This window comes from Pseudomonas sp. B21-053 (genome assembly GCF_026016365.1).
Classification (GTDB): Bacteria; Pseudomonadota; Gammaproteobacteria; order Pseudomonadales; family Pseudomonadaceae; genus Aquipseudomonas; species Aquipseudomonas nunensis.
On record NZ_CP087205.1, the window covers coordinates 4793874 to 4807082 of the forward strand.

The 13209-nt window shown below is 63.6% G+C and carries 4 protein-coding genes; 3 read left to right on the forward strand and 1 reads right to left on the reverse strand.

What is annotated here, in order from left to right; all coding sequences use genetic code 11:
- Positions 1-99: 99 nt before the first annotated feature.
- Positions 100-10512 (reverse strand): autotransporter-associated beta strand repeat-containing protein, encoded by a 10413-nt coding sequence (locus LOY68_RS21510; protein WP_413787160.1) that lies wholly within the window; start codon positions 10510-10512, stop codon positions 100-102.
- Positions 10513-10852: 340 nt separating this feature from the next.
- Between LOY68_RS21510 and LOY68_RS21515 the strand changes: the two genes are divergently transcribed.
- Genes LOY68_RS21515 through LOY68_RS21525 form a run of 3 tightly spaced genes read left to right on the forward strand, consistent with a single transcriptional unit; the run spans position 10853 to position 13115 of the window.
- Complete coding sequence (locus LOY68_RS21515; RefSeq protein WP_265039762.1) at positions 10853-11062, forward strand: hypothetical protein; 210 nt, start codon at positions 10853-10855, stop codon at positions 11060-11062.
- Positions 11063-11114: 52 nt separating this feature from the next.
- Positions 11115-12071 carry a nucleoside-specific channel-forming protein Tsx gene (locus tag LOY68_RS21520; protein ID WP_054051610.1) on the forward strand — a complete coding sequence of 319 codons (957 nt, stop codon included), beginning with the start codon at positions 11115-11117 and terminating at the stop codon, positions 12069-12071.
- Positions 12072-12080: 9 nt separating this feature from the next.
- Complete coding sequence (locus LOY68_RS21525) at positions 12081-13115, forward strand: purine-nucleoside phosphorylase (RefSeq protein ID WP_265039765.1); 1035 nt, start codon at positions 12081-12083, stop codon at positions 13113-13115.
- Positions 13116-13209 lie beyond the last annotated feature (94 nt).

Sequence of the window (13209 nt, forward strand, 5' to 3'; positions counted from 1 at the left end):
GCGAGCCTGCTCGCGAAGGCGGCAGCACAGGCACCGCATCCCTGACTGACAGGCAAAAAAAACCGCCCTTACGGGCGGCTAAAAGTGCTTCGACCGCGATTATAACCCGAGGCTGAAACTGATCGTCATGGCGTGATCTTCGTTTTTGCCCGACACCTGACCCGAGTAGCCGAGGCCGAGTTTGCCGTTCTGGCTGATCTGGAAGTCCACGCCCGCTTCAAGCAGCGCGCTGTCCTTGGCAATTGGCACGCCCTGGGTGCTGAACGAGGCGCCGCCGTCGATGAAGCTCAGGTCGGCATCCGGTTTGGTGTCGCCGAAGGCATGACGCCAGCCGATGGCCGCACGCGGGGTGAATTGCCCGCCGTTGGCCAGGGTGATGACTTTGCCGGCGCGCAGGCCCAGGGTGGAGAAGGTGATGTCCTGGCTGGAATCAGCTTTCAGACGCCCCACTCCGCCTTTTTCATGCACGGTGTCGCTGTCGTAGTTGACGTAGGACAGGCCGGCGAACGGTTCCAGCGCAACGCCAGCCGCTTCGACCGTGTAACCCACTTCGCCAAACACCTGGGCACTGCGCGCGTCGTAGTCGCCTTTCAGGCGATCGTTGTAGCCGCCGACGTTGACGTCACGCTTGGTTTCGATGTCATGCCAGCTGTAAGCGGCACCCAGGCGCACGGCCAAGGCGTCGAACTGCGAGTTGAGGTACGCCGCCAGGTGGTAGCTTTCGACCGTGGCATCGGAGCGACGGTCATGGGCATCCAGATCGCTGCGGGTGTAACCGGCGGCCATCCCGGCACGCCATTGATCGTCGATCTGTTTGTCGGTGCCGAGCATGAAGCCGCTGAGGTTGCGATCAAGTTTGGCGCTGTTGCTGTCGCCATCCATCTCGCCCCAGGCGCCGAGTGCACGCATCCAGCCGACCATTTCGCCGTGGCAGCCGCCGCTGGACAGGCGATTTTCGCTAGGCGCCAGCGCGCGGCGAGGATCGTCAGGCCCACTGCAGGACGGCTGGCGCATACGGTCGTTGACCGCGTCACGGATGTAACGCGAATCTTCGAGAATCGCGCTGGCGGTGCTGGCGTGAATCTCTCCGGACAAGCTGTCGAATGCCGCGCGGGCACCGGCAGTGCTGAGGTTGATGATTTCGGTCTGCAACGCCGCACCGGCCACGCCATTACGGCTCAGCGCGGACGCCGTGCTGCGTTGGTTACCCGTGGCCGCAACCGTGGCGAAGGATGTCTGGTTACGACTGACGGCCAGATCGACTTCGTTGGCGCTGTACACCAGTGAGGTGTCGAGGAAGGCGCGTTCCGGCAGATCGGTTGCGCTGAACGTACCGTTGACGCCACCACCCGCCGTGATCAGCTTGTAGGTGGTGTCGCCGGAGTACGGCAGCAGATTGGTGACTTGCAGCGCACCGTCAAGGGTTGCCGTGCCGCCCACTGGCAACGGTGTGACGGTCGGCGAGGTGACGGTCAGTGCCAGCAGGCCGTCCGCCGCGTTGGTCAGGTTGCCTGTCACGCTCAGGGTCTCGCCATTGGCGCCGGACGAGAACACCCCGTGGTTGACCACCGAGCCCACGCTGCCGTTACCGGTCAAGGCTGCACCATTGAAGACGGTGACCTGCCCGCCGAAGTTCGACGGAGCATCACCGACCTGCAACAGGCCCTGCTCCACATCTACGGTGCCGCTGAACGGCTGATCACCCTCGATCAACAGCGTCCCGGCACCTTGCTTGACCAGATGACCAGTGCCGCTGAGGACACCGTTGAAACGCTCGCTGGTGGACTGGGCAAACAGCAACCGTGCATTGTTGAGAATGCGACCTTGCAGGCTGGTGGTGTTACCGACCAGCGTACCGCCGCTGACGATGGTGCCGCCGCTGTAGGTGTTCGCGCCGCTGAGCACCAGGATGCCGGCATCGAGTTTCTCGATGCCGCCGGTGCCGACCAGAGGCGCCGAGATTTCAGCGGTGACGCCGGAGTTGATCCGCACCGCCGCGAGGCTGCCATCCGCCGCGTTGATTGGGGTCAGGCTGCCGTCGGCACCTGGCACCAGGCGATAACCGTTGTCGAGTACCTGCAACCCGGTGAAGCCCTGATTGCCGGCGATTGTCACGGTACCGCCCTGCCCGCCAAATATTGCGAACCGACCGCTCGAACCCTGGCTTGCCGTGCCACTGGCGTTCGTCCAGTTGGTGCTAGAGCCCCAGACGCCGTCGCCGCCGCTGATCGTACCGTCAGCGTTGGTTTTGCCGCCGTTCCAGAACTGCACTTCACCCTGGGTAGCCTGCATCAGCAGGTTGACCTGATTGGCCAACGCGGTTTGCAGGGTCAGGCTTGAGGACGCCACACCGCCCGGCAATGTGCCGAAGGTCAGGCCGTTGTCGGTCAAGTTGCCGCCGTAGCGGAACAGTTGATAGACACCGGTGCCGAAACCGCCGGCATCGGTGATGTTCAACGTGCCGTCGAGGGTCAGGTTGCCGGCGACGTTGACCACATTCGTCGAGCTGGTCGCCGAGCCGAGGCTGAAGTCCAGGCTGGTACCCGACGCCAAGGCCAGGGAGCCGACCGACAATGGTGTGACGCTGCCACCGCCGACCAGGGTCGCGCCGCTGGCCAGTTGCACCGCGCCACCGATCTGGCCGGTGCCGCCGATTTTCGCCCCGCTCGCCACGTTCACGTTTGCGCTGGCGAGCGTGCCGTTGACCAGCAACGAACCGGCCTGGACGTTGGTGTCGCCCGTCAGGCCGTTGGTGCCGGTCAGCAGCAACTCGCCGGTGCCGTTTTTAGTCAGTGTACCGCTGCCGGTGAGGTTGCCGGTGTAGGTGCCGTTGTTGCTTTGCTCGAAGGTTAGCGCGGCGTTGTTGAGGATCGCGCCTTGCAGGCTGGTGGTGTCACCGCTGGTGGTGCCGGCGTTGAGGATCGTGCCGCCGCTGTAGGTGTTGGTGCCGCTGAGTAACAGCGCGCCGCTGCCGTTTTTCACCAGACTGCCGGTGCCAGCGATGATGCCGCTGAGGGTGGTGGCATGGGTGCCGGCCAATGTCAGTTGCCCGGTGAGGTTGATGGCGTTAGCCAGTTGCAGGGCGGCGCTGCTGTCCAGTTGCGCACTGCCACCGACGCCGAGTGCGCCGGTGCCGATGGCGCTGTTGTTGCCGAGGATCAGCGAGCCGGCATTCAACTGCGTGCCGCCGGCGTAGCTGTTGCTGCCATTGAGGGTCAGGCTGGAAGCGCCGTTCTTGATCAGGCTGCCGGTGCCGCTGACAACGCCATCGAGGCTCAACGCATTTGAACCGCCAACGCTCATCCCGCCGTTCAATGCGATAGCGTTGGCGAGGCTGACGGCGATGTTGCTGTCCAGCGTAGTGCCGTTGGCGGCGGTCAGTACGCCGCTGCCGAGCGCGCCGTTATTGCCCACTACCAAGGTGCCGCCGTTAAGCGCGGTGCCGCCGGTATAGCCATTGGCACCGTTCAGCACCAGGGTGCCGGTGTCGTATTTGCCCAGGGTGCCGGCGCCGTTGATGGCTACGCCGAGGGTTGCGGTGCTGTTCGGATCGACGCGGAAAGTCGCGTTGCCCAAACCGCCGTTGACCAGGTTCAATGCGCCCGCCGTGCCGTTCAACAGGCTGTAGCCGTCGGTGACGAATTGCATGCCGGTGACGGCGTGCGTGCCATCGACCGTGACATTGCCCGCCGTGCCCTGGAATACCGCGAAGCTGTTGGCCCAAGCCTGATTCGAGGTGCCGTTGACATTGGTCCAGTTGGTGCTGCCGCTATTCCATGTACCGCTGCCTCCGTCGATTGAACCATTACCGACCAATTGCGCGCCGTCCCAGAATTGCACGGTGACGTTCGGTGCGCTGACCAGCAGGTTGACCTGGCTGCCCACGGCGGTCTGCACTTGCAGATCGCCCGGCGATACGCTGCCCGGTACAGTGCCGATTGCCAGACCGTTGTCGGTCAGGGCGCCGGTGTAGTTGATGATGCGATACACACCGCTGCCGAAGCCGCCGATGTCGCTGACATTGAGGTTACCGTCGAGGGTCAGGTTGCCGCCGACATTGATCAGCGCGTTACCGCCGCCGGACACCGGCACACCGAGCCCGACATCGAGGTTGGAGTTGCCGCTCAAGGCCAGCGAGCCCACCGACAAGGCGCTGCCGGTGGCCAGAGCGACGTGACCGCCATCGGCGACATTGACTGCGCCGATAAGGCTGCCGTTGCCGGCGAGGGTCCCGCCGTTGTTGACCGCAACGTTGGCACTGTCCAGGGAACCGCTGACATTCAGCGTGCCGCCGTTGATGCTGGTGTCGCCGGTCAGGCTGTTGATGCCAGTGAGGTTGAAAGTGCCGCTGCCGAGTTTGTCGAGCAAGCCGCTGCCGCTGAGCACACCATCAAAAGTGCTGCTGGCATTGTTGCCGCCGATGCTCAAGGTGTTGCCGCCGCCGAGCAACGCCGTACCGCTGCCGGCAAGGCTGGCGAGACTGCCGGACGCACCGAGGTTGAGGCTGGTGCCCGCCCCCAGATTAACTCCGGCATTGTTGCCCAGGGCCGTGGCGGAGGTGGTGCTCAAGCTGCCGCCCAGTACGTTGAAGGTGCCGTTGAAAGTGTTGTTGCCGCTGAGGCTCAGGTCTGCCGCGCCGTTTTTGTTCAGGGTTCCGGCACCGCCGACGATGCCGTCCAGCGTCAGGTTATTGGTGCCGGCTACGTTCAGCGCCGCGTTGACGTTGACGTCGTTGGCCAGGCTGAGCGCCGAGCTGTTATCCAGCGTCGAGGCTCCGGCAACGGTCAACGCTCCAGTACCCAACGCCGCAGCATTGCCGAGGGTCAGGGTGCCGGCGTTGAGGGTGGTGTTGCCCTGTTGGCTGTTGACACCGTTGAGGGTCAGGTTGGCCGCGCCGTTCTTGATCAGGCCACCGGCACCGCTGATCACACCGCCGAGGGTCAAGTCATTGCTGCCGCCCACCGCCAGCGTGGCGTTCAAGCCGACGTTATTCGCCAGAGTCAGCGCCGTGTTGTTGTCCAGCGTCGAGGCCCCGGCGACCGTCAGGTTACCCAGGCCAAGGCCTGAAGCATTGCCGACCGTCAGGGTCCCGGCGTTCAGGACAACCCCGCCAAGGAAGCCGTTGACACCATTCAAGGTCAGATTGGCCGTGCCGTTTTTGCTCAGGCTTCCCGCACCGTTGACCGCACCGTTGAGGGTCAGGTCAGCACTGCCGGCGATGCCGAGGTTGCCGGCCAGGTTGATTACGTTGCCGACGGTCACTGCCGTCGCGGCATCCAGGGTGGTGGCATTGGCCGCGTTCAACGCGCCGGCGCCGAGTGCCGTGTTAGAGGCCAGAATCAAGCCACCGGCATTCAGTGTCACCGGACCGAGGAATGTGTTGTTGCCACCGAGGGTCAGGTTGGCCGCGCCAGCCTTGACCAGACCGCCTGCGCCGCTGATCGCACCGTTGAGGGTCAAGGCATTGGAGCCCGCGATGTTCAGGTTGCCGGCCAGATCCACGGCATTGCCGAGGGTGACGGCGGCGTTGCTGTCCAGAGTGGTGCCCGAAGCCGCAGTCAACAGACCGCTGCCCAATGCGGTGTTATTGCCCACCACCAGCGTGCCGCCATTCAGCAAGGTGCCGCCGCTGTAGGTGTTGTCGCCGTTGAGCACCAGGGTGCCGCTATCGAGTTTGGCCAGGGTGGCCGCCCCGTCGATGGCGACGCCGATGGTGGCGGTCGAACCCGGATCGACCCGGATCGCCGCATTGCCACCGGTACCATTGAAAGCAGTCAGACGCCCAGCCGCGCCGGTCAGCAGGTTGTAGCCGTCGGTGACGAACTGCATGCCGTTAAAGGTCTGCGTACCGAGCACCGTCACGTTGCCCGCCGTGCCCTGGAAGATCGCGAAGTCGCTGGCCCAGGTCTGGTTGGTCAAACCATCGGCCGAGGTCCAGTTGGTGCTGCCAGCATTCCAGGTCCCGGAGCCGCCATCCACCGTACCGTTGGGCAAGGTCTGGCTGCCGTCCCAGAAACGCAAGCTCACGTTAGGCGCGGTCACCAGCAGGTTGATCTGATTGCCGATCGACGTTTGCAGCGCCAGGTCCGCGAGGCTGTAGCCGATCGGGATCGCGCCGATGTCCATGCCCAGGTTCAGCAGGCTGCCGGTGTAGTTGATCAAGCGATACACGCCGACGCCGAAACCACCGGCATCCGCGACATTGAGGTTGCCGTCCAGAGTCAGGTTGCCGCCGATGTTCAGCAGCGAACTGGTGGACGGTGCGCCGAGGGCGACGTCCATATTCGAGGTGCTGTTCAAGGCCAACGCACCGACCGACAAGGTGTTGCCGCTGCTCAGGCCCAGATGACCGCCGTTGTTCACGTTCAGCGTGCCCAATACCGAGCCGGTGCCGGTCAGGGTTGCGCCGGTGTTGACGTTGACGTTGGCGCTGCCCAGAGAACCGCTGAGGTCGAGGGTGCCGCCGTTGACCGCAGTGTCGCCGGTGAGCCCGTTGATACCGGTGAGGTTAAGCGTGCCAGTGCCAACTTTGGTCAAGCCGCCAGGGCCGGCCAAACCGCCGTCGAAGGTGCTGGTGGTGCTGACGCCGCCCACCGACAAGGTGTTGCCCGAGCCGATCAGCACATCGCCGCTGCCGTTGAGGCCGGCGAGGCTGGCATCGGTGCCGAGATTGAGACTGGCGCCAGCGCTGATGTTAGCGCCGGAGGTGTTGCCCAGCGCGCCGGTACTGGCGGCGGTGACGCTGCCGGACAGAATGTTCAAGGCCCCGGTGAAGCTGTTGTTGCCGCTGAGGGTCAGGTCCGATAGACCGTTTTTATTCAGCGCACCGGCACCGTCGATGATGCCGCCGAGGTTCAGGTTGTTGTTGCCCGCGATGTTCAAATCGGCATTCAGCGTCATGGCATTGGCCACGGTGAAAGCCGCGCTGTTGTCGAGGGTCGAGGTGCCGCCCACGATCAACGCGCCAGTACCGAGTGCCGCGCCGTTGCCCAGCGTCAGGCTGCCGGCGTTCAGGGTGGTATCGCCCTGGTAGGTGTTGACGCCATTGAGGGTCAGGTTGGCCGCGCCATTCTTGATCAGTTGACTGGTGCCGCTGATCACGCCGCCGAGGGTCAGGCCCTGAGTGCCGCCGACGGTCAGGTCGGCATTCAGTGCCACGTTGTTGCCGAGGCTGACCGGGGCATTGCTGTCCAGGGCTGCCGCGCCAGCGACGGTCAGGCCGCCGAGGCCCAGCGCCGAGCCGTTGCCGACGGTCAGGGTGCCGGCGTTCAACGTGGTACCGCCGAGGAAACCGTTGGCGCCGTTGAGGACCAGATTCGCCGCACCGTTTTTCACCAGGTTGCCCGCACCGTTGACCAGCCCGGTCAGGGTCAGGTCAGCCGAACCGCCGACGTTCAACGCACCGGCCAGGTTCACTTGGTTGCTCAGGCTGACGGCGGCGTTGCTGTCGAGGGTGGTGTTGGCCGCCGCATTCAATGCACCGGCGCCCAAGGCACCGCTGGCGCCGACGATCAGTTTGCCGGCGTTCAGCGCGGTGGCGCCGAGGTAGTTATTGCTGCCGTTGAGGGTCAGGTCGGCGGCGCCGTTTTTGATCAGCCCGCCGATGCCGCTGACGACACCATTGAGGGTCAGCGCGTTGGTGCCGGCGAGGGTGAGGTTGCCGCCCAGGTTGACCGCGTTGGCCAGGGTCGATGCAGCACTGGCATCAAGGGTAGTGCCACCCGACGCGTTCAACGCGCCAGAACCCAATGCGGTATTGGAACCGACGATCAGCGAACCGGCATTCAGCGCCGTGGTGCCGGTGTAGGTGTTGGCACCGGTAAGCGTCAGGCTGGAGGCGCCGATTTTGATCAACCCGCCAGCGCCAGCGATGACGCCGTCGAGGGTCAGCGCGTTGGCGCCGCCGGTGGTCAGGTTGGCGTTGAGGGTGATGGCGTTGGCCAGACTCAGGGCCGAACTGCCGGTCAGCGTGCTCGCGCCGCCCACGGTCAGGCCGCCAGTGCCCAGCGCCGCGCTGTTACCGACGGTGATGCTGCCGGCATTCAGCGTGCTGCCACCCTGGAAGGTGTTGATGCCGTTGAGGGCCAGGTTGGCCGCGCCATTCTTGATCAATTGATTGGTGCCGCTCAGCACGCCATCAAGAGTCAGTTGGTTGGTGCCGCCGACGCTCAGGTCGGCGTTTATCGCGATGTCGTTGGCAATGGCAACGCCGCTGCTGCTGTCCAGCGTCGAAGCGCCGGCCACGGTCAGCACGCCGCTGCTCAAGGCATTCGCGTTGCCAACGGTGAGGGTGCCCGCGTTCAGAGTGGTGCCGCCAAGGAAGGTGTTGGCGCCATTGAGCGTCAGGTTGGCAGCGCCGTTTTTGGTCAGGCTGCCGCTGCCACCGACCACGCCACCGAGGGTCAGGTTGGCGCTGCCGCCGATGTTCAGGTTGCCGGCGGTGTTCACCGCGTTGGTCACCGCAACCGTGGAACTGGCATCCAGTGTGGTGCCCGCGGCCGTGTTCAATGTGCCCAGGCCCAGCGCAGTGTTGGAACCGAGAATCAGCGAGCCGGCATTCAGCGCAGTGTCGCCAGCGTAGCCATTAGTGCCGCTGAGGGTCAGTGCGGCGCTGCCATTCTTGATCAGTCCGCCCGCACCGTTGATCGTGCCGGTCAGGCCCAACGCCTGGGTGCCGCCGATCGTCAGGTCGCCGCCGAGGTTGACCGCGTTGGCCAACGTCACTGCCACGCTGGTGTCGAGTGAGGTGCCGGCGGCGGTGTTCAACGCGCCAGTGCCCAGCGCGGTGTTGGACGCCAGCAGCAAGCCGCCGGCGTTCAGTGCGGTTGGCCCCAGATAGGTGTTGCTGCCGCTCAGGGTCAGGGTCGACAGACCATTCTTGATCAAACCACTGGAGCCGGAAATCAGCCCATTGAGGGTCAGCGCGTTGCTGCCCGCGACGGTCAGATTGCCGTTCAGCGCCACCGAATTGTTCAGGGTCACGCCGGTGGTGGTATTGAGACTTGCCGCCGCGTTGACGTTCAGCGAGCCGCTGCCGAGCGCATTGTTGTTGCCAAGGATTAAGGTGCCGGCGTTGAGGTCGGTGCTGCCGGTATAACTGGCGTTGTTGCCGGTCAGCGCCAGGGTGCCGCTGCCGTTTTTCGAGATGCCACCCGCGCCACTGATCAGCCCTGACAGGGTCAGGCTGCCGACGCCGGAGGTGCCCATGGCGCTGTTGAGCACAATGTTGTTGTTCAGGGTAATGGTGCCCGGTGCCTGCAGCACGGTCGAACCGCCCACGGTCACCGTGCCGGTGCTGAACGCCAGGTTGTTGCCCAGTTGCACCGATCCGCCGTTGAGGGCGGTGGCGCCCAGATACGTGTTGGCGCCGTTGAGCACCAGTTGCCCCGTGCCGTTCTTGGTGATGCCGCCGCTGCCGCTGATCACGTTGCCGAGCGTGATGGCGTTGGTACCCAGCAATTGGATGCCGCTGGCGCCGAGGTTGATCAGGTTGCTCAACGACAAGCCGCCGCTGCTGGCCTGTAACCCGCCGCCATTGGAGGTCAATACGCCGCTGCCGAAGGTCGCGTTGTTATTGAACTGGGCGATACCCCCATTGAGCGTGGTGCTGCCGGTGATCAACGGACCTTGCAAGGTCCAAGTGCCGCTGTTGACCGTCAGGTTGTTGAAGTTGACGTAGTTGGCGCTCGACACCACGCCAACACCCGAGGTGCCGCCGCCGATGCCTATCGGGTTTTGCAGGATCAGCGAGTTAATGCCACCCGCGCCGCCATCGATCTGGCCGGTCGGTGCGAAGGTCAGGTTGACGCCGATCAACCCACCGAGGGCCAGGCCGATACCGCCACCGTTGGAGATGGTCGAACCGGTAATTGCGGTGAAGGTGTTGGTGCTGCCATCGCCCATCGACACGCCACCGCTGATGGTGCCGGAGTTGACGAACGTGTTGCCGCTGGCCGAGGTCTCGAAGGCCATCCGGCCGTTGATGGTGCCGGCGTTGACCACATTGACCTGGGCGCCGCCCTGCGCCGCGACGATTGGGGTATCCGCCGAGAACAGCGTGATGTTCAACAGCGCAGTCGAGCCGAGGGTGCCGTTGTTGACGATGTTGGTGCTGCCGCCAGCGCCGTTGTTGATGTTCAACGCCATGCCGTTGAGGCTGCCCAGGTTGACGCCGAGCAAGTCGCCAGTGCCACGGATAATGCCGGTGGCGGCGTTGGTGACGTTCACCACCGAGGCGCCCGCGTTGCCGATCACCGCGCCCGCGCTCAGCAGGGTCACTGCGCCGAGCATGGCCGGGTCGATCAGCCCGGCGTTGTTCAGCGTGATGTTGTTGCCCGTGAGGTTCAGCACCTGCCCGCCGAGGGTGGCGTTCAGTTGCGCGGCGGAACCGACGTTGACCGTCAGGTCGTTCACCGCGCTGGAAAAGGTATTGAGGAACAACGGCAACGACGGCACGCCGCTACAGGTCACCGTCCCGCCCGCTGCCGGGCTGCCGGGGGTACAGGCGGCCATCACTTGAGGACTTGAGAGCGTGGCAACCACCCCGACAATACCGAGGCGGACAGCAAGAGAAAGAGGGCAGACACGGAAAATCGGGGCGATGACAGATCTCAAGTCCACGGGCAGTTCCTTTACGTGGTTAACCATTCTTCCTTGAAGGGCGTGCTATGTCGGCCACCCTGGCCATGAATCCAATGACACGCGAATCAAGACTGCGACCGGCTGAAAAAAACCGTTTCATTCCGGCACGTTAGTCGATGGACCGGGATCGGGCGCCGGTCAATTAGCATTAATACTTTCGTGCGCAAGCCCCCTTCCCTGTGGGAGCGAGCCTGCTCGCGAAGAGGCCTGCATGCTCAACATCAATGTGCGCTGGCACTCAGAATTCGCGAGCAGGCTCGCTCCCACAGGGGGAGATTTGTGTGGACGTTGGGTAACCTCATTACCTGATCAAAAGGACAATAAAACCGCCGATTTCTTCGGTTTTTCATGGATTTGTAACAATTGGTACGGGATGTGCAAACGTTTGCGAGTCGCCGATAACGGCTTTTTCGCTACATAACCGCGCAAGCCCGAAAAACCGGGCCTTCGATCCGCACGAAAAGGGACTTTTAATGCACCGCACGTCCAGCCGCGTGACTTGCTCGCGCTCCTTTGCTGTTTCTTTGCTACTGGCCAGCGTTACAGGACTACTCAGCAGCACCGTTTTGGCGCAACCCGCCCCCGCCGAAGAATCAGCCCAGGGCGAAACCCTCAGCCCCGAAGCCAGCCCACCGAAAAAAGGCGCATACCTGTCGGACTGGTTCAATCAGGATCTGACGGTCATCGGTAGCAAGGACATCAGCTTCGGCCCGCAACCGTCCGACGATGTGTACCTGGAATACGAGTACTTCGGCCGCAAGGGACCGTTCGAGTTGTACGGCTACGTCGACATCCCGAAAATCTTCGACATCGGCAACAGCCATGACAAAGGCGCGTGGGACCACGGTTCGCCGCTGTTCATGGAGCACGAACCGCGCATCTCCATCGACTACCTGGCCGGCCGCAGCCTGGCCGTCGGGCCGTTCAAGGAATGGTATGTGGCTTTCGACTGGATCTACGACCACGGCAGCAACACCCGCAACCGCGCCAACACGCTGTACAGCGGTCTGGGCACCGACATTGACACCCACTCGCGGGTCAACCTGTCGGCCAACTTCTACGGTCGCTACCAGTGGGAAAACTACGGCGCCAGCAACGAGTATTCCTGGGACGGCTACCGCGCCCAGTTGAAGTACATCGTGCCGATCAGCAGCTTCAGCAATGGCGCGTCGCTGACCTACATCGGCTTCACCAACTTCGACTTCGGCTCGGACCTGCACAAGGACAACCCGGCGCGCACCGCCAACGCCACCGTGGCCACCAACGTTTTGCTGTATTCGTTCACGCACCTGCGCTTCACTCTGGTCGGCCGTTACTTCCACAACGGCGGCAACTGGGAGGATGGCAGCGAGCTGAATTTCGGCGACGGCGACTTCCGCGCCCGCTCCAATGGCTGGGGTTACTACGCCGGCATCGGTTATCAATTCTAAGGAGGTTTTATGCAAGCAATGACGCGCCTGTCCCTGTCCGTTGGCCTGGCCTGCGGCACCCTGCTCGCTTCCACCGCGTGGGCGAGCGAAGCACCGATCCAGCCGAAAGTGATGCTGATCACCATGTTCGCCCCCGAGGCGCAGAACTGGATCGAGCGCCTGGAACTCAAGCAGGAAATTCGCGTACCGGGACTCTCCGCCGAGTACCCGAACATTCGCTGCAACACGCAGCAGGTGTGCCTGATGGTCACCGGCATGGGCCAGACCAACGCAGCGGCATCGACCCTGGCCTTGGCGCTGTCGCCGAAATTCGACCTGCGCAAAAGTTACTTCCTGATCGCCGGGATTGCCGGCATCAGCCCGAAACACGGGACCATCGGCACCGCTGCCTGGGCGCATTACCTGGTGGAATTCGGCACGCAGTGGGAGATCGATTCCCGGGACGTGCCGAAAGACTGGCCGACCGGTTACATCGGCATCAACACCAAGGGCCCGAACGAAAAACCGCCGCTGGATTACAAGACCGAAGTCTTCGAACTCAATCCGAAACTGCTCGCCAAGGCGTTTGCCCTGTCGCACAAAGTCGAGCTGAGCGAGAGCAAGGAATCGGCAGCCTGGCGCGTGAAGTACCCGTCAGCCCCGGCCAATCAACCGCCGGTGGTGACGAAGTGCGACACGCTGGCGGGCAATACCTGGTTTTCCGGCACGCGTTTGAGCGAACGGGCGGAAGTCTGGACCAAGTTGCTGACCGATAACAAAGGCGAGTACTGCACGACCCAGCAGGAAGACAACTCCACCTACGAAGCGCTGTTGCGCGCGAGTCGTGAAGGTTTGGTGGATGTGCAGCGCCTGGCGGTGGTGCGCGCCGGTTCCGACTTCGACCGGCCGGCGCCGGGGCAGAGTGAGGTGGATAACCTGCTCAAATACGCGGACCAGGGCGGGTTTGTGCCGGCACTGGAAAACCTCTATCGCACGGGGAATCCGTTGGTGCAGGACATCCTGAAGAATTGGTCGGCTTGGGAGAAAGGTGTGCCTGAGGCTTGAGCTCGGTTGAGGACGCCTTCGCGGGCAAGCCTCGCTCCTACAAGGATTGCGTAAATCCTGTAGGAGCGAGGCTTGCCCGCGAAGGGGCCAGCCC